An 18175-nucleotide genomic window follows, 5' to 3' on the forward strand; every position below is an offset into this window, starting at 1 on the left:
GCGATCCTTACTGATCGCGGCTCTCCGGGGTTTCGACGAAATTGTCGAAATCATCACCACCAACCACGTCATTGTCGATCACAGGGGCCGCGAGAGCAGCGGCAGCAGCAGCCTCTTCCTGCCGGGCCTCGATCACGATGTTGTCACGCGACTGAGCAATCCGACGCATTTCCTGGGTTGCCCCACCCGTGCCCGCCGGGATCAGGCGGCCCACGATGACGTTCTCCTTGAGACCCACCAGCTTGTCGCGCTTGCCCTGAACCGAAGCCTCGGTGAGGACGCGGGTGGTTTCCTGGAAGGACGCCGCCGAGATGAACGACCGGGTCTGCAGCGAAGCCTTGGTGATCCCGAGAAGGATCGGCTCGCCCGATGCCGGACGCCCGCCCTTGGCCTCTGCCTTGGCATTGGCCTCGTCGAACTCGACCTTGTCGACATGCTCTCCCTTGAGCAGCGTGGTATCGCCCGAGTCCTGGATTTCCCACTTCTGCAGCATTTGGCGTACAATGACTTCGATGTGCTTGTCGTTGATCTTCACACCCTGCAGACGGTAAACCTCCTGCACCTCGTCGATCATGTAGTTTGCAAGCGCTTCGACCCCCATGATGGCGAGAATGTCATGCGGCGCGGGGTTGCCGTCCATGATGTAATCGCCCTTCTGGACATAGTCACCTTCCTGTACCGGAATGTGCTTGCCCTTGGGCACCATGTATTCCACCGGCTCAAGGCTCTCGTCGGTGGGTTCAATGGTGATGCGACGCTTGTTCTTGTAGTCGCGGCCATAGCGGACATAGCCGTCGATTTCCGCGATGATGGCGTGATCCTTGGGGCGACGTGCCTCAAAGAGTTCGGCCACACGCGGCAGACCGCCGGTGATGTCCTTGGTCTTGCCGCCCTCGCGCGGGATACGTGCGATGACGTCACCGGCTTGGACCTGCTGACCTTCTTCAACCGAGAGAATGGCATCCACGGACATCGGGTAGGTCACGGGATTGCCTGCGTCATTGCGCATCGGCTCGCCGTCGTCGCCAACGATGAACACTTCGGGCTTCAGCTCGTTGCCGCGCGGGGCCGCGCGCCAGTCGGTCACGATCTTCTGGGTCATGCCGGTGGCTTCGTCGGTCACGTCCCGCACGGATACGCCCGAGGTCAGGTCCACGAATTTCGCGGTACCGGATTTCTCGGCGAGGATCGGCAGGGTATAGGGATCCCACTCGAACAGCTTCTGACCGCGCGTTACCCGTGCGCCTTCCTTGACGAAGAGTTTGGTGCCATAGCCGACCTTGTGGCTGGCCAATTCAACACCCTTGTCGCCGATGATCCGGATCTTCATGTTCCGGCCCATGACGAGGGTCTCGCCATTGGCGTTCTCCAGCGTCTGGGGCTGATCATAGGCAATCGTGCCCTCTTGGCTTGCCTCAAGGAAGGATTGCTGGCCACCCTGCGCCACGCCGCCGATGTGGAAGGTCCGCATCGTAAGCTGGGTGCCGGGTTCACCGATGGACTGGGCCGCGATGATGCCGACCGCTTCGCCGATGTTGACCATGGTGCCGCGTGCAAGGTCACGACCATAGCACATGGCGCACACACCATCCTCTGCCTCGCAGGTCAGGGGTGAGCGCAGGCGCACGGTCTGCACAGCCGCCTCTTCCAACGAATCCGCCATGCGCTCGTCGATGAGTTGCCCCTTGGCGACCAGAACCGCCTCGCTCACCGGATCGATGATGTCCTCAGCCGCCACACGGCCAAGGCAACGCTCGGCCAGAGAGGCCACGATCTCACCGTCGTTGACAGCAGCTTCGACTGTGACCGCACGCTCGGTGCCGCAATCATGCTCGCGCACGATGCAGTCCTGCGCCACGTCCACCAGACGCCGCGTCAGATAACCCGAGTTCGCGGTTTTGAGAGCGGTATCCGACAGACCCTTACGGGCCCCGTGGGTCGAGTTGAAGTATTCAAGAACGGTCAGACCTTCCTTGAAGTTCGAGATGATCGGCGTCTCGATGATGTCGCCGTTCGGCTTGGCCATCAGGCCGCGCATGCCGCCCAACTGCTTCATCTGCGTGACCGAGCCCCGCGCGCCCGAGTGCGCCATCATATAGACGCTGTTGGGTTCCCGCACGGCACCGTTCTCGTCGCGCGCCTCAGCCGAGATGGTGGACATCATGGCCTCAGTCACCTGATCGTTACACTTCGACCAGGCATCGACGACCTTGTTGTACTTTTCACCCTGGGTGATCAGGCCGTCCATATACTGCTGCTCAAAGCCTTTGACCTGGGCGCGGGTCTCTTCGACGATGCTCCATTTGTTGTCTGGAACGACCATGTCATCCTTGCCAAAGGAAATGCCCGCCTTGAACGCTTCGCGGAAGCCGAGGGTCATGATCTGGTCACAGAAAATGACGCTCTCTTTCTGACCGCAATAACGATAGACAGTGTCGATGACCTGCTGCACCTCTTTCTTGCGCAAGAGGCGGTTGACAAGGCTAAAGGGCGCCTTGGCATTCTGCGGCAGCAGCGCACCGAGACGCGCGCGGCCCGGCGTGGTGACAACCCGCACCATGACCTCGTTGCCATGCTCGTCGATCTGCGGAACGCGGACCGTGACCTTGGCATGCAGATGAACCTCGCCTGCGTCCAGCGCATGCTGGACCTCGCCGAGGGACGAGAACACCATGCCCTCACCCTTCATCCCGTCCCGCTGAAGCGACACGTAATAAAGGCCGAGGATCATGTCCTGCGACGGCACGATGATCGGGGCACCGTTGGCGGGCGACAGCACGTTATTGGTGGACATCATCAGTACGCGCGCTTCCAACTGCGCCTCAAGGCTCAGCGGCACGTGCACGGCCATCTGGTCGCCGTCAAAGTCCGCGTTGAAGGCCGAACAAACGAGCGGGTGGAGCTGGATGGCCTTGCCTTCGATCAAGACCGGCTCGAACGCCTGAATACCCAGACGGTGCAGGGTCGGCGCGCGGTTGAGCATCACGGGATGCTCGCGGATCACCTCGTCCAGAATATCCCAAACCTCGGGACGCTCTTTTTCCACCAGCTTCTTGGCCTGTTTCACGGTGCTCGACAGCCCCTTGGCCTCGAGCCGCGAATAGATGAAGGGCTTGAAGAGCTCGAGCGCCATCTTCTTGGGCAGGCCGCACTGATGCAGCTTGAGTTCCGGACCGGTCACGATAACCGAACGACCCGAGAAGTCGACGCGCTTGCCCAGAAGGTTCTGACGGAAGCGGCCCTGCTTGCCCTTGAGCATGTCCGAGAGCGATTTCAGCGGGCGCTTGTTGGCGCCGGTGATCACGCGGCCACGGCGGCCGTTGTCAAAGAGCGCGTCGACGGATTCCTGCAACATCCGCTTTTCGTTGCGCACGATGATGTCCGGCGCGCGCAATTCGATCAGCCGCTTGAGGCGGTTGTTCCGGTTGATGACCCGGCGATAGAGATCGTTGAGGTCGGAGGTCGCGAACCGGCCCCCGTCCAGCGGCACCAGCGGGCGCAATTCTGGCGGAATGACCGGGATGACCGTCATCACCATCCACTCCGGACGGTTGCCGGATTCGATGAAGGACTCAACCACCTTGAGACGCTTGATGATCTTCTTTGGCTTCAGCTCGCCCGTCGCTTCCTTGAGGTCGGCGCGCAGTTGCTCGGCCTCGGCCTCGAGGTCGATGTTCTGGAGCATCTCGCGGATCGCTTCGGCGCCGATATTGGCGGTAAAGGCGTCCATGCCATAGGCATCCTGGGCATCCATGAACTCTTCTTCGGTCAGCATCTGGCCATAGGTCAGATCGGTCAGACCGGGCTCGATCACCACGTAGTTTTCGAAATAGAGCACGCGCTCCAGATCACGCAGCGTCATGTCCAGCATGAGACCGATGCGCGACGGCAGCGATTTCAGGAACCAGATATGGGCGCAGGGTGCGGCCAGTTCGATATGGCCCATGCGCTCGCGCCGGACCTTCTGCAGCGTGACTTCAACGCCGCATTTCTCGCAGACAACGCCGCGATATTTCATGCGCTTGTATTTGCCGCAGAGGCATTCGTAATCCTTGATCGGGCCAAAGATACGCGCACAGAAGAGACCGTCACGCTCGGGCTTGAACGTGCGATAGTTGATGGTCTCGGGCTTCTTGATCTCGCCATAGGACCAGCTGAGGATACGCTCGGGGCTGGCAAGGCTGACCTTGATTTCGTCGAACACCTTGGCCGGTGCCACAGGGTTGAACGGGTTGTTTGTCAGTTCCTGGTTCATTTTCAAATCCTTAGAGGCTGGCAGTGGAAAGAGTTGAAACGCCGTTTTCTTGAAAAGAAAACGGACCGGACCCCTTCAAAGGGTCCGGCGCGCGCTTACTCGTCTTCCTCCGCATCCAGGAGTTCCATGTTGAGGCCGAGGCCACGGACCTCTTTCACAAGAACGTTGAACGATTCCGGAATACCGGCCTCGAAATTGTCCTCGCCCTTGACGATGCTCTCATAGACCTTGGTCCGGCCAGCAACGTCGTCCGACTTGACCGTCAGCATCTCTTGCAGGGTGTAGGCGGCACCATAGGCTTCGAGTGCCCAGACCTCCATCTCCCCGAACCGCTGGCCGCCGAACTGGGCCTTACCGCCCAGAGGCTGCTGCGTGACAAGGCTGTAAGGCCCGGTCGAGCGTGCGTGGATCTTGTCATCGACAAGGTGATGCAGCTTGAGCAGATACTTGATGCCCACCGTCACAGGACGCGAGAACTGCTCGCCCGTGCGCCCGTCGAACAGCACCGACTGACCGCTCGTGTCAAACCCGGCACGCTTGAGCGCATCGTTGACATCCGCCTCTTTGGCCCCGTCAAAGACGGGGGTGGCAATCGGCACGCCGCGCGTGACGGTGCCGGCGGATTCGACCAGAGCGGTCTCATCCATGCCTTCGATGCCTTCGGCATAGACGTCATCGCCATAAGCAATGCGCATCGCCTCGCGTACGGGGGTCAGATCGCCGGTGCGGCGATAGTCCTGCAACGCTTCGTCGATCTTGAGACCGAGTGCCCGCGCAGCCCATCCCATGTGGGTCTCCAGAATCTGCCCCACGTTCATCCGGCTCGGCACGCCGAGCGGGTTGAGACAGATGTCAACCGGGGTGCCATCCGCAAGGAACGGCATATCCTCGATCGGGATCACCTTGGACACCACCCCCTTGTTGCCGTGACGACCGGCCATCTTGTCACCCGGCTGCAGCTTGCGCTTCACCGCGATGAACACCTTGACCATCTTCATCACACCCGGCGGCAGATCATCGCCCCGGCGGACCTTTTCGACCTTGTCCTCGAACCGTGCATCCAGAGTGCGCTTTTGCGCCTCGTACTGATCATGCAGAGCCTCGACGATCTTTGCGTCGGCCTCGTCCTTGAGGGCAAGCTGCCACCACTGGCCTTTGGTCAGGGTCGAGAGCAATTCTTCGGTGATGTCCGAATTGGCCTTGACGCCCTTGGGGCCTTTGACTGCGACCTTGCCGAGGATGAGCGCGCGCAGACGAGCATAGATGTTCCGATCCAGGATCGCCAACTCGTCATCGCGGTCGCGCGCCAGACGCTCGACCTCTTCCCGCTCGATCTGGAGCGCGCGTTCGTCCTTTTCCACACCGTGACGGTTGAACACACGCACCTCGACGACCGTGCCATAATCACCCGGCTTGACACGCAGCGAGGTATCGCGCACGTCGCTGGCCTTTTCCCCAAAGATGGCGCGGAGGAGTTTTTCCTCCGGTGTCATCGGGCTTTCGCCCTTGGGGGTGATCTTGCCCACGAGGATATCGCCCGGCTCCACATCGGCACCGATATAGACGATGCCTGCCTCGTCGAGGTTGCGCAGGGCTTCCTCGCCGACGTTCGGGATATCGCGCGTGATCTCTTCCGGCCCCAGTTTGGTATCGCGGGCGGCAACCTCGAATTCCTCGATATGGATCGAGGTAAAGACGTCATCGCGCACGATCCGCTCGGAGATCAGGATCGAGTCTTCGTAGTTATAGCCGTTCCACGGCATGAAGGCCGTGATCACGTTCTTGCCAAGCGCCAGTTCGCCCATATCGGTGCAAGGACCATCGGCGATGACCTCACCCTTTTGAACGGTATCGCCCACCTTGACCAGCGGCTGCTGGTTGATGCAGCTGTTCTGGTTCGAGCGCTGGAACTTGCGCATCCGGTAGATATCCACGCCCGGATCGCCGATTTCCAGATCGGCCGTGGCGCGGATCACGATCCGTTGCGCATCGACCTGGTCGATCACACCGGCGCGTTTCGCCATGATGGCGGCCCCGGAGTCGCGGGCAACGACACCCTCGATCCCGGTGCCGACCAGCGGCGCCTCGGCGCGAAGCGTCGGCACGGCCTGCCGCTGCATGTTCGAGCCCATAAGCGCGCGGTTGGCGTCGTCATTCTCAAGGAAGGGAATGAGCGAAGCCGCGACCGACACAAGCTGCTTGGGGCTGACGTCGATCAGGTCCACGCTTTCGCGGGGGGCGAGCATGTATTCGCCCGACTGACGGGTCGAAACCAGATCGTTGACGAAGCGGCCCTCGGTGTCGAGATTGGCGTTGGCCTGCGCCACGGTGTGACGCATCTCTTCCGTGGCGGACATGTATTGCACTTCGTCCGTCACCTGGCCGTTGATCACCTTGCGATAAGGCGTTTCGATAAAGCCGTATTTGTTGACCCGCGCAAAGGTCGCGAGGCTGTTGATCAGACCGATGTTCGGACCTTCCGGCGTCTCGATCGGGCACATCCGGCCATAGTGGGTCGGGTGCACGTCGCGAACCTCAAAGCCCGCGCGTTCGCGTGTCAGACCACCCGGCCCGAGCGCGGAAAGACGGCGCTTGTGGGTCACTTCCGAGAGCGGGTTGGTCTGGTCCATGAACTGCGACAGCTGCGAAGAGCCGAAGAATTCACGCACCGCCGCCGCCGCCGGCTTGGCGTTGATCAGGTCCTGCGGCATCACCGTGTCGATCTCGACCGACGACATCCGTTCCTTGATCGCACGTTCCATCCGCAAAAGGCCAACGCGATACTGGTTTTCCATCAATTCGCCGACAGAACGCACCCGGCGGTTGCCGAGGTGGTCGATATCGTCGATGTCGCCTTTGCCGTCCCGCAATTCCACCAGAGCCTTGACGCAGGCGACGATATCGTCGCGATCCAACGTGCGCTGAGTGTCCGGCTTATCGAGGTTGAGGCGCATGTTCATCTTGACCCGGCCAACGGCCGACAGGTCGTAGCGCTCGGCATCAAAGAACAGCGTATCAAAGAGCGCCGCCGAGGCCTCTTCGGTGGGCGGCTCGCCGGGGCGCATGACGCGGTAGATGTCCATGAGCGCGCTCTCGCGGTTCATGTTCTTGTCCGCCGCCATGGTGTTGCGGATATAGGCGCCTACGTTGATGCCATCGATGTCGAGAACCGGAATATCGGTGATCCCGGCATCAAGCAGGTCCTGGAGCGTGCCGCCAGAGATCTCGCCATCCTTGCCATATTCCAGCGTCAGCTCATCGCCCGCCTCGACATAGATCGCGCCGGTTTCCTCATCAATGATATCGCGCGCCACGAACTTGCCGACGATATGCTCGAAGGGCACCAGAAGCTCGGTTACATTGCCCTCGTCGATCAACTGTTTGACCGCGCGCGGCGTGATCTTCTTGCCTGCTTCGAAAATTACTTCGCCGGTGTTGGCATCGACCAGATCATAGGTCGGGCGGGTGCCGCGAACGCGCTCCGGGAAGAACTTGGTGACCCAGCCCTTCTTCTTTCTGAGCTTGAATTCGACGGTGTCGTAATAGGCATTCATGATGCCTTCCTGATCGAGACCGAGCGCATAGAGAAGCGTCGTCACCGGCAATTTGCGGCGACGGTCAATCCGGGCAAAGACGATGTCCTTGGCGTCGAATTCGAAATCGAGCCACGACCCGCGATAGGGGATGATCCGGCAGGTAAACAGCAGCTTGCCCGACGAATGGGTCTTGCCCTTGTCATGATCAAAGAACACGCCGGGGCTGCGGTGCATCTGGGACACGATCACACGCTCGGTGCCGTTGACGACAAATGTGCCGTTGGGCGTCATCAGGGGCATATCGCCCATGAACACGTCCTGCTCCTTGATGTCCTTGACCGATTTGGCGCCGGTATCCTCGTCGACATCGAAAACGATCAAGCGCAGTTTGACCTTGAGCGGGGCCGCATAGGTCATGTCGCGCTGCATGCACTCATCGACGTCATACTTGGGCTTTTCCAGCTCGTAGCTGACGAATTCGAGCACGCTTGTCTCGTTGAAATCCTTGATCGGGAAAACCGACTGGAAGACGCCCTTGATGCCTTCGCCGTCTTGCGGCTGAGGCTGGTCGCCGGATTTCAGGAACAGGTCATACGAGGATTTCTGAACCTCGATCAGATTCGGCATCTCCAGCACTTCGCGGATTTTGCCGTAGTATCTGCGCAAGCGTTTCTGGCCAAGGAAGCTTTGAGCCATGGTCGATGTCACCTTTCATTTCTCACCGGTCGCGCGCGCTGTTGGGGCTCAGCACCGCGTCCATCCGAGACGGCTGGGTTTGATCCATTCATGGCCATCGTCCCAATGACGGCCTCCCGATCGTGTAAACCTCGCCTTAGAAAAGCCCCGAATAGTGCAGGACCTCTCTGAGACAGGTTTGGCCGGAACCGGGAATGCCCGGATCCAGCCGCAATATCCTACCCGGACTAACCCGGCACGGATTACTTGATTTCGACTTCTGCGCCAGCTGCTTCCAGCTTGGCTTTGATGTCGTCGGCCTCTTCTTTCGAGACCTGCTCTTTGACGGCTTTGCCGCCAGCGTCCACCAGGTCCTTGGCTTCTTTGAGGCCCAGACCGGTGATTGCGCGCACTTCCTTGATCACGTTGATCTTGGACGCACCGGCGTTCTTGAGGATGACGTCGAATTCGGTCTGCTCTTCAGCATCCGATCCGCCAGCATCGCCAGCCGGGCCTGCCATCATGACAGCGCCGCCAGCTGCGGGCTCAATGCCATACTCGTCCTTGAGGATGGTTTTCAGTTCTTGTGCTTCGAGAAGCGTCAGACCAACGATCTCTTCTGCCAGTTTCTTCAGATCAGCCATTTTTTGACTCTTTCCGTTTTCTAGATGTGTTCCAACGTCGGGAAGTAAACCCCTACGCAGTGATTACAGTTTGCCTTACGCGGCCTCGGCCTTTTCGATGATCGTCGAAAGGATGCCCGCGATATTCGAAGCAGGCGCGCCAATCGCACCGGCGATGTTCGAAGCAGGTGCGCCGATGCAGCCCACGATCGAAGCAATAAGCTCTTCACGCGAGGGCATTTTCGACACGGCTTCGACGCCGGCCCGGTTCAGAGCCGTGCCACCCATGGCCCCGCCAAGGATTTCGAACTTTTTGTTCGCCTTGGCAAAGTCCTCGCACACCTTGGCGGCTGCCACGGGGTCCTCGGAGAAGGTAAGCACGGTCATGCCCGTGAGGTAGCTTGCAATGCTTGCGCACGGCTTGCCCTCAAGGGCGATCTTGGCGAGCTTGTTCTTGGCTACACGAACCGATGCCTCTGCCGCACGGGCGCGGGCACGCAGATCCTGCATTTCGGCAACTGTAAGACCCGCGTAGTGGGCGACCACTACAACGCCAGAGCTTTCAAAGATCTGGCCGAGTTCCTCGACCACTTTCTCTTTCTGGGCTCTATCCACAGTTTCACTCCAAATTTGGGGGTCTCCCCCCGGCTCAGTTTTTGCCGTTCCCGAAGGACCGGCGTTCGGGTCCAAAACACGGGTCCCGAGGCCAAGATCACCCGAGGACGCAAGTCCCGGCTGGAAATCTTATCTCGTTCCCCATCTCAGGAAGGATTTATTCAGGCGATTGCCTGAACCCTCCGTCTCGGACAGGACAGGGCCGCAAGCAGCCCTGCCGTTCGCCCCCGGATCATGGATCCGGGAACAAATTCTTACTCGACGACGGCGCTGTTGACGTCGACGCTCACGCCTGCGCCCATGGTGGACGAGAGCGAGATCTTCTTGACATAGGTGCCCTTGGCGCCGGTCGGCTTGGCACGCTGCACAGCAGAGACAAAGGCGCGCACGTTCTCGGCCAGCTTGCCGGCGTCGAACGAGGCCTTGCCGATCCCGGCATGCACAACACCGGCCTTTTCAGCCTTGAACTGCACCTGACCGCCCTTGGCATCCTTGACCGCCTGCGCGACATCCATCGTCACCGTCCCGATCTTGGGGTTCGGCATCAGGTTGCGCGGGCCCAGAACCTTGCCCAGACGACCCACGATCGGCATCATGTCGGGCGTGGCAATGCAGCGATCAAACTCGATCTTGCCACCCTGAATGGTTTCCATCAGGTCCTCGGCACCGACGATATCGGCACCGGCGGCCTGGGCTTCATCGGCCTTGGCGCCGCGGGCGAACACGGCAACGCGAACGGTCTTGCCGGTGCCATTCGGCAGGCCGACAACGCCGCGCACCATCTGGTCCGCATGGCGGGGATCAACCCCGAGGTTCATCGAGATTTCCACGGTTTCGTCAAATTTGGCGGTCGCATTGCCTTTGATCAGGGCAATTGCATCTTCGACGCTCAGGTTGTCCTTGCCGTCAAAGGCTTCGCGAAGGGCGCGGGTCCGTTTTCCAAGCTTTGCCATCTTACTTCACCTCAATGCCCATGGAGCGCGCGCTGCCAAGAATGATCTGCATGGCCGCTTCGACGGAATTGGCGTTGAGATCCTTCATCTTGGCTTCGGCAATCTCGCGCACTTGCGCGATGCTGACAGTGCCGGCAGAGGCACGACCGGGGGTCTTGGAACCGGATTGCAGCTTGGCGGCCTTTTTCAGGAAGTAGGACGCTGGCGGCGTCTTGATCGCCAGTTCGAACGATTTGTCCTGATAATAGGAAATCACGGTCGGGCACGGTGCACCCGGCTCGAGATCTGCGGTCTTGGCGTTGAAGGCCTTGCAGAATTCCATGATGTTGATGCCGCGCTGACCCAGTGCGGGGCCGACGGGCGGGCTGGGGTTTGCTTGCCCGGCTTTCACCTGAAGCTTGAGCGTCCCGATAAGTTTCTTGGCCATATGGCCTCTCCTTTTGGTCCAACACCATCGGGGCGCGCCCCTCTGGCTCTCGTGTTGTGTGGTGCGGTTCGGTGGCCGCGGCCACCTCGCCTCCCACGGCTCAGGTCCGGACCGCCCGAAGGCAACCCCGGACCACCCGGATCACATTTGCTTTGTGACCTGAGTGAATTCCAACTCGACCGGGGTCTCCCGGCCAAAGATCGACACCGACACCTTGAGGCGCTGGTTGTCGTCATCCACTTCCTCGACCATACCGTCGAAGCCTTCGAACGGACCGTCGTTGACCTTGACCTTCTCACCGATCTCGAAGTGGATCAGGGTGCGCGGGCTTTCTTCACCCTCTTGCACACGACCAAGGATCGCCTGAACCTCTGCGTCGCGCATCGGCATCGGGCGCCCCTGCGGACCCAGAAAACCGGTGACGCGATTGATCGAACTGATCAGGTGATAGCCACGATCCGACATCTCCATATGCACCAGCACATACCCGGGCATGAACCGGCGCTCGGCGGTCACTTTCTTGCCACGACGAATCTCGATCACCTCTTCGGTGGGGACCAGAACCTCGTCGATTTCGTCTTCAAGGCCGTTCTCGATGACGGACTGTCTGATCTGCTCGGCAATCTTCTTCTCGAAATTTGAGAGAACACTGACCGAGTACCACCGCTTTGCCATCGTCGCCCTACGCCTTTGTTCTTACCGATGCTACGATCGGATTTCCGTATTCTTTCAGACCCTTGGCCTGCGCCACCTAAAACAAAAAGCGGCGCGCAACACGAATCGCCGCGCGCCATGTTTCAGAGTGTGGGGTCAACTACCCCTGATTGCCTGCGAATTCAAGAGCCTGAACACGATTTTCGCTGCCTTAGCCAAACAGGCTCAGCACCCCTTGCAGCCCGCTGCGAATGCCCAAATCAACCAGAGCAAAGAAGATCGCGGTGATCGTGGCCATGATAAAGACCATGACCGTTGTCAGCATCACCTCACGGCGAGTCGGCCAAACGACCTTGGCCACTTCCGAGCGGACCTGCTGAATGAATTGAACCGGGTTCGTGCGTGCCATCTGCGCTGTCTTCTCTGAATTGGATGTTCAGCGCGACATACGCGGGCTGGCCCGTAAATTCAAGGGCAGAAGGCGGTGGCCCCCTGCCCTGTCATGTCAGCGCGCCTTGGACGCGATCCGTTCGAACGGATCAGGACGGTCAGCAAAGACGTCTGGCTCTGGTTCGCGGCGCAGTCGCAGCTCCGGCAAGGTGCGGCGCTGTTCCAGCGCACGCGCAATCCGGCGCGTCACACGGGACCGCAGATGTGTCATCCGCTCAGGCCCAAAGATGGCGTAGCCAAAGAACACAATCCAGAACATGAGGAACATGGCGATCAGCACCGGCATCGGCTGCCAGAGAACCAACGCGAACGCGGCCAGCCAACCGGCATGTTGTGGCGTCACGCGTACCGCATGCGGGCGCAAATTCTTCAGACGAGCCAGCAAGCCGTCACGCCGTTTGGAGGCCGGCGCGTTGACAGGCTGGAGATATTCAACCGGCAAATGCGGCGCGAGGTCCGGAAGCACGTGGCGGCGCGTCTTGCGCCGTTCCTCGGTCAGGATCTCGCGGATTGTGGACATCGCATTTTCTACTGCCTGCTCGGTCGAGACAGCATCAACCGGCGAATGACCTGGCAATTCGGAATTATGATGTGAAAAATACGTCTTCTGGGTCGGAACCCGCGGCAAATGCGTTTCCATGGCAACTATTCCCCTGTTTCTCCCACGCCCCCACGCGGATCGGTCTTTGTCCCCCCGGACGTCGAAACCGATTAATGGTCGTGATGGGGCGCAATTGCGGCGAAAACATGGCAAACCAGCGGCGAAAAGACGGCATGTCCAAATTTAACCGCATTTGAGACTGATTTTCAGCGCTATTGGCGCGCCCGAATGTCATTCAGGGCGGGACGTCGCGCAAGGAGGGCGGGAAGAAATGGCAGGGGCAGCAGGGTTCGAACCCGCGACCTACGGTTTTGGAGACCGTCGCTCTACCAGCTGAGCTATACCCCTAAGGCCGAGCGTGGGATTACGCCAGCTTCGACCGGGAATCAAGCGCCCTCAGGCGGATTTCGTCGGGAAATCCATAATTTCCTGTTCACGCCGCCGGACGCGCCCCGTAGCGGGGGCTTTGGACGACGCCGCTATCGAAAAGCTGGGCAATCTCGGTGTCGCTCAGTCCGGCCACATCTCCCAAAACCTCTTCGGTATGCGCGCCAAGCTGCGGCGCGGGCCGCGGGTCTGCCCGCTCATGCGCCGAGAAAGCCGCCGGGTGTCCCGGCACGGGAAACCGCCCCAGACCCGGCTGCGTCAAGAGCTTGAACATCGGATTGTCCTCGCTCAGATCCGGGTCTTCGACCAAGGCCTCGCGCACGGTGCGGAAAACGGACCATGTGAGACCCGCCGCATCGAAGGCCTCGGCGAAACTGCTTAATGCCCGTGTTGCAAACCATGGCCGCAGGATTGCCGTGATCTCGCGCCGCAGGTGCCAGCGATTGCCCTCGTCATTGAGATCGCGCCCGCTGCGCGCTGTCAAAGCCGCCATCGCCGCCTCGGTGCCTGTGGCCTTGACCAACCCGCGCCATTGCCGATGCGTGAGGCCGATCACCATGACCCGCCGCCCGCAGGCGCAGAGAAAATCCTGCCCATAAGCCCCGTAGAGCGCATTGCCCGACTTGCCACGCTCCTTGTCATTCAGGGCCGCATCACCAATCAGGCCGAGATGGCCGATAGTCGCTGCCGCCACATCCTTGAGCGACAGCTCGACCTCCTGCCCCTTGCCACGGCGCAGCCGCTCGCGCTCTGCCGCCAAGAGCGAGGACACCACGAGATGCCCTGCCGCGATGTCCCACGCAGGCAGCGCGTGCGCCACGGGTTCGGGCCAGCCCACCGGGCCAGTTATCTCGGGTATCCCCAGTGACGGATTGACCGTGTAATCCACTGCCGGGCGACCATGCCGATCCCCCATCAGCGTAACCATCACCAGGTCGGCGCGATGCTGGCTGAGGGTCTCGTAATCCATCCACCCCCGCACCCGCAGGTTTGTCAGAAAGAGTCCGGCATCCTCACCTGGCGCGGTGATGATCCGCGTCACGAGATCCTGACCCTCGGGGTGGCTCACGTCGACGGCGATGGATTTCTTGCCCTTGTTCAGACCTGCCCAAAAGAGGCTTTGACCCGAGGGGGCAAGGGGCCACCGCCCCGCATCCAGCCCCCCGCCGATACGGTCGAAGCGGATCACCTCGGCCCCCATCTGCGCCAGCGTCATCCCCGCCAGCGGCACCGCGACAAAGGCCGATCCTTCGACCACGCGCATTCCCTTGAGTATTCCGCCCATAACGCGCCCTCCCGAACGATTGTCATCAGGACGTGCCACACACCCGACCTGATGGTTTCATCCAGCCTGACAGAGCCGAAAATAAAGTCAATATTTCAATGACTTAACGGAATGCAACGGTATACAGATACCACTGTGCAGATGCAGCATGCGTGCAGGGGCATTGAAATACATCACAAATCCCCCCTTCTTCAGCCTCGCCGCATGGGTCTCTCACATGCTCGTCGCCGCATCTGCGCGGCGCGGCAGATTGACCCATCAAAGCCGCCTTGGCCCGAAAACAGGTAGGGCCGCCCCGCAAGGGACGGCCCCGATCCAAGGCAATTCCGTGAGTGAAGCCTGCCTCAGAAAAGCGCCAGCGCCATGATCACCAGCCCGATGAATCCGGCCATGAACACCACCGACCGAACCATCGGGACGCCCGCGACATAGACCGCGATGTAGAGCACCCGGCTCAGCACGAAGACCTGTGCGCCCAGCACCGCCTGCGCGATGTCCGCGCCCTCGACGACCAGCGCCAAGAGGCCCAGCCCAAGGAACACCGGAAGGTTCTCGGCAAAGTTATCCGCAGCCTTCAGCGCCCGAGCGCGGTAGCGCCCGGGCTCGGGCAGACTGTCGCGCGGCCCGGAATGCGTCACCGGCCCGACCTGCATCAGCAACAGCAGCCCTGCCAGATGCACGTTAACCAGATAAAGCCCAAGGCCCGCCAATACCCAGATTTCCATGGATCACTCCTTTGTTCGCTCTCGAAACCGGGGTACGATGAAGAAGGAATAGGCTCAATTCCGTCATAGGGAATGAAACTCATGTCTACACTGCCCAATGGCTTCGGGTCCGCCCTGCGCGCGCTGCGTCAGACCCTCGGGCTCAGCCAACTGGCCCTCGCCCACCGTTTGCACAGCACGCAGCGCCACATCTCATTCCTGGAAACGGGGCGCTCGCGCGCGACGGCCGGTTTTCTGCAAAGGCTGTGTACCGAGCTGAACCTGTCGACTGCACAGCGTGGCGCGCTCTTCGAAGCGTCGGACTTGCGCAATCCCTACCCTGCGCGCGGGCCGGGCGACGCCGAAATCGACCGGGTGCTCGACCTGATCGAGCACCGTGTGCTACGCAACTGGCCCTTTCCCGCCTTCGCGCTTGACCGCGACTGGACCGTGCTGCGCACCAATCCGGGTGCAAAAGCATTGTTTACGGGCTTCGGCATCGACCTTGCGGCGCCGCGCCCCAGCCTGCTCGCGCTACTGCTCTCTCCCGCCTTTCATGGCGCGATCCGCAATTGGGAAGATGCAAGCCTCGGGCTCTATTTCCGCCTGCAACGCGTCGCCGAACACGCCCCCGAGATCGCCGCCGCGTTCCAGGCCGCCCGGGCCGAGGGTCTCTTCGATCACATCCCGGCACGCCTCACTGCCCAAGGCGAGGCTCCGGTCCTGTTGCCGATCGAGATTGCCAGCCCAGGTGGGCCCGTCCTGCGCCTGACACCTTTTGTCGGCCAGCTTGCCAGCCTCCAGGATGCGCGCCTCGACGCGGTCGAGATCGAATTCATGATCCCGCTCGACGACGAGACCGAGGGCTGGCTACGCGACCTCTCGTCCTAGGACACCCCGCCCCCGGCTTTCCAGCCGCCCACGTCCGGGACCTGCACGACGGCCAATCGCGCGCCGCGATACCCCTATTCGGTCAGGAATCCGCCCGATTGCCGCGCCCAGAGACGCGCGTAGAGCCCGTCCTGCGCCAAGAGCGCCGCATGGGTTCCCTCTTCGACAATCCGGCCTTCATCCATGATGATCAACCGATCCATCGCCGCGATGGTCGAGAGGCGATGCGCGATGGCAATCACGGTCTTGCCCTGCATCAGCCGGTAGAGCTGTGCCTGGATGGCCGCCTCCACTTCGGAATCGAGCGCCGATGTCGCCTCGTCAAGCACCAGGAGCGGCGCGTCCTTGAGCGCCGCGCGCGCAATGGCAATCCTTTGACGCTGGCCGCCCGAGAGCTTGACACCGCGCTCACCCACATGGGCGTCAAGACCCCGGCGCCCGCGCGCATCCTCCAGCCCGGCAATGAACTCTGTCGCTTCGGCCAGATCGGTGGCGGCGCGGATTTCCGCTTCGGTCGCACCGGGACGGCCATAGGCGATATTCTCGCGCACCGAGCGATGCAGAAGTGCGGTATCCTGCGTCACCACGCCAATGGCGGCGCGCAGACTATCCTGCGTAACCAGCGATATATCCTGACCGTCGATCAGGATACGCCCCGCACTCAGATCATGGAACCGCAGCAACAGGTTGATGAGCGTGGATTTGCCCGCGCCCGAGCGCCCGACCAGCCCCACCTTTTCCCCCGGCGCCAGTGTAAGGTCGAAACCGTCGATCACCGGCACCTTGCGCGTGCCGCTGCGGTCATAGACAAAGCGCACCGCCTCGAACCGCACGGCCCCCTTGTCCACCACAAGCGGCGTTGCGGTCGGGCTATCCTGAACCGTGCGTGGCATTGCAAGCGTCGCCAGACCATCACGCGCCGTGCCGACATTCTCGAAAAGAGCCGCGAATTCCCACATGATCCAATGCGACATGTTTCCAAGCCGCAGAGCGAGCGGGATGGCAACCGCAAGCGCCCCCAGGTCGATCCGCCCCTGGATCCAAAGCCACAGGCCAAGCCCCGTCACCGCCCCGGTCAGCAAGGCGTTCAGCAGGTTGACCGACATATCCTGCACCGCCACCAATCGCATTTGCCGATGCACGGTTTGCAGGAACCCGTCCAGACCGGCGCGGGCATAGGCCTCTTCGCGTGCGGCATGGCTGAAAAGCTTGACCGTGGCGATATTGGTATAGCTGTCAACGATGCGCCCCGTCATGTCGGCGCGCGCGTGCGCCTGCGCCTGCGCCACCCGCCCCAGACGCGGCACAATCACACCAAGCAGACTGCCATAGGCGATCGCCCAGATCGCAAAAGGTGCGGCAAGGCGGATATCCTGCGTTCCCGCCAGCACCAGCGTGCCGATGAAATAGGCAAGGATATAGACCGCCACATCCATCAGCTTCATGACCGTTTCGCGCACGGCAAGCGCTGTCTGCATCAGCCGCGTGGCGATACGGCCTGCGAATTCCTCCTGGAAATAGCCCATTGACTGCCCCAAGAGCCAGCGATGCCCCTGCCAGCGAATCCGCTGCGGGAAATTCCCCATGAGCGATTGATACATGATGAGCGCGCCGGTGACGCTGAGCAGGGGCAACACGATCAAGAGCAGCACACCCATGCCACCGAGGCGGGCGGCCTCTTCCCCCAGAAACCGCTCCGGCCCCAGTTCCGACATGCGGTTGACCAGCGTGCCAAGATAGCCGAGCAGGATGATTTCAACGGCGGCAAAAACGGCCGAGACGACCGACATCGCGACAAGCCACGGCGCAACGGGGCGCGCGTAATGCCACAAGAAGGGCCAGAACCGCGCGGGCGGCTGGCCTGGCGGAGATGCCGGATAGGCATCAATCCGTGCTTCGAAATACTGAAAAAGACGCTTCATGTCCGGCTCCGAAATAGAAAGAGGGCGTGCAGTGACCCGCACACCCCCAGTCAGTCAGAGCGGATCAGAAGTTACTCGATGATCTTCGACACGACGCCGGCGCCGACGGTGCGGCCGCCTTCGCGGATGGCGAAACGCAGGCCGTCTTCCATGGCGATGGGCGCGATCAGCTCAACCGTGAACTTCAGGTTGTCGCC

Annotated in this window: 13 protein-coding genes, 1 tRNA gene and 1 pseudogene; 1 reads left to right on the top strand and 14 read right to left on the bottom strand. The window is 61.1% G+C overall.

The features are described from left to right. Positions 1-7: 7 nt before the first annotated feature. The 12 genes from rpoC to MVC20_RS06905 form a co-directional block, all read right to left on the bottom strand. Positions 8-4255: a DNA-directed RNA polymerase subunit beta' gene (gene rpoC / locus MVC20_RS06850; RefSeq protein ID WP_297539697.1), complete on the bottom strand. Its 4248-nt coding sequence runs from the start codon at positions 4253-4255 to the stop codon at positions 8-10. 95 nt (positions 4256-4350) lie between these two features. Continuing rightward, complete coding sequence (gene rpoB, locus MVC20_RS06855) at positions 4351-8487, bottom strand: DNA-directed RNA polymerase subunit beta (protein ID WP_297539699.1); 4137 nt, start codon at positions 8485-8487, stop codon at positions 4351-4353. Positions 8488-8729: 242 nt separating this feature from the next. Continuing rightward, positions 8730-9110: a 50S ribosomal protein L7/L12 gene (gene rplL / locus MVC20_RS06860; RefSeq protein WP_297539701.1), complete on the bottom strand. Its 381-nt coding sequence runs from the start codon at positions 9108-9110 to the stop codon at positions 8730-8732. Positions 9111-9185: 75 nt separating this feature from the next. Then, entirely contained in the window at positions 9186-9704 is a 519-nt protein-coding gene (gene rplJ, locus MVC20_RS06865) for a 50S ribosomal protein L10 (RefSeq protein ID WP_037270697.1), read from the bottom strand. 254 nt (positions 9705-9958) lie between these two features. Further along, positions 9959-10657: a 50S ribosomal protein L1 gene (gene rplA / locus MVC20_RS06870; RefSeq protein WP_297539703.1), complete on the bottom strand. Its 699-nt coding sequence runs from the start codon at positions 10655-10657 to the stop codon at positions 9959-9961. Position 10658: 1 nt separating this feature from the next. Next, complete coding sequence (gene rplK / locus MVC20_RS06875; RefSeq protein WP_037270691.1) at positions 10659-11084, bottom strand: 50S ribosomal protein L11; 426 nt, start codon at positions 11082-11084, stop codon at positions 10659-10661. A 141-nt stretch (positions 11085-11225) separates the two neighbouring features. After that, positions 11226-11759, bottom strand: a complete 534-nt coding sequence (gene nusG, locus MVC20_RS06880; protein WP_297539706.1) for a transcription termination/antitermination protein NusG — start codon at positions 11757-11759, stop codon at positions 11226-11228. 190 nt (positions 11760-11949) lie between these two features. Next, complete coding sequence (secE, locus tag MVC20_RS06885; protein ID WP_037270687.1) at positions 11950-12147, bottom strand: preprotein translocase subunit SecE; 198 nt, start codon at positions 12145-12147, stop codon at positions 11950-11952. Between the two features lie 96 nt (positions 12148-12243). Continuing rightward, positions 12244-12828, bottom strand: coding sequence for a hypothetical protein (locus MVC20_RS06890; protein ID WP_297539709.1), 585 nt, complete (start codon positions 12826-12828; stop codon positions 12244-12246). Between the two features lie 233 nt (positions 12829-13061). Next, positions 13062-13137: transfer RNA gene (locus MVC20_RS06895), tRNA-Trp, on the bottom strand. A gap of 85 nt (positions 13138-13222) precedes the next feature. After that, positions 13223-14461: a CoA transferase gene (locus MVC20_RS06900; protein WP_297539711.1), complete on the bottom strand. Its 1239-nt coding sequence runs from the start codon at positions 14459-14461 to the stop codon at positions 13223-13225. 344 nt (positions 14462-14805) lie between these two features. Beyond that, the gene (locus MVC20_RS06905) at positions 14806-15186 is read right to left on the bottom strand and encodes an MAPEG family protein (protein WP_297539713.1); all 381 of its coding nucleotides are present in this window, start codon (positions 15184-15186) and stop codon (positions 14806-14808) included. An 81-nt stretch (positions 15187-15267) separates the two neighbouring features. On the opposite strand from MVC20_RS06905, the gene MVC20_RS06910 reads away from it, so the two are divergent. Next, complete coding sequence (locus MVC20_RS06910; RefSeq protein ID WP_297539715.1) at positions 15268-16056, top strand: helix-turn-helix domain-containing protein; 789 nt, start codon at positions 15268-15270, stop codon at positions 16054-16056. 74 nt (positions 16057-16130) lie between these two features. Here the strand turns inward: MVC20_RS06910 and MVC20_RS06915 are convergent, their stop codons facing one another. Together MVC20_RS06915 and tuf are read right to left on the bottom strand one after the other, a co-directional pair. Next, complete coding sequence (locus MVC20_RS06915; protein WP_297539717.1) at positions 16131-17978, bottom strand: ABC transporter ATP-binding protein; 1848 nt, start codon at positions 17976-17978, stop codon at positions 16131-16133. A gap of 71 nt (positions 17979-18049) precedes the next feature. Beyond that, positions 18050-18175, bottom strand: a pseudogene (tuf, locus tag MVC20_RS06920) (elongation factor Tu); the annotation flags it as partial.

The sequence above is a fragment of the Roseovarius sp. genome, from assembly GCF_027019125.1.
Classification (GTDB): domain Bacteria; phylum Pseudomonadota; class Alphaproteobacteria; order Rhodobacterales; family Rhodobacteraceae; genus Roseovarius.

Bases quoted from the DNA above. Each gene is read 5' to 3' on its own strand.
- rpoC (WP_297539697.1), bottom strand. From the start codon at position 4,255: ATGAACCAGGAACTGACAAACAACCCGTTCAACCCTGTGGCACCGGCC.
- rpoB (WP_297539699.1), bottom strand. From the start codon at position 8,487: ATGGCTCAAAGCTTCCTTGGCCAGAAACGCTTGCGCAGATACTACGGC.
- rplL (WP_297539701.1), bottom strand. From the start codon at position 9,110: ATGGCTGATCTGAAGAAACTGGCAGAAGAGATCGTTGGTCTGACGCTT.
- rplA (WP_297539703.1), bottom strand. From the start codon at position 10,657: ATGGCAAAGCTTGGAAAACGGACCCGCGCCCTTCGCGAAGCCTTTGAC.
- rplK (WP_037270691.1), bottom strand. From the start codon at position 11,084: ATGGCCAAGAAACTTATCGGGACGCTCAAGCTTCAGGTGAAAGCCGGG.
- nusG (WP_297539706.1), bottom strand. From the start codon at position 11,759: ATGGCAAAGCGGTGGTACTCGGTCAGTGTTCTCTCAAATTTCGAGAAG.
- secE (WP_037270687.1), bottom strand. From the start codon at position 12,147: ATGGCACGCACGAACCCGGTTCAATTCATTCAGCAGGTCCGCTCGGAA.
- MVC20_RS06890 (WP_297539709.1), bottom strand. From the start codon at position 12,828: ATGGAAACGCATTTGCCGCGGGTTCCGACCCAGAAGACGTATTTTTCA.
- MVC20_RS06900 (WP_297539711.1), bottom strand. From the start codon at position 14,461: ATGGGCGGAATACTCAAGGGAATGCGCGTGGTCGAAGGATCGGCCTTT.
- MVC20_RS06905 (WP_297539713.1), bottom strand. From the start codon at position 15,186: ATGGAAATCTGGGTATTGGCGGGCCTTGGGCTTTATCTGGTTAACGTG.
- MVC20_RS06910 (WP_297539715.1), top strand. From the start codon at position 15,268: ATGTCTACACTGCCCAATGGCTTCGGGTCCGCCCTGCGCGCGCTGCGT.
- MVC20_RS06915 (WP_297539717.1), bottom strand. From the start codon at position 17,978: ATGAAGCGTCTTTTTCAGTATTTCGAAGCACGGATTGATGCCTATCCG.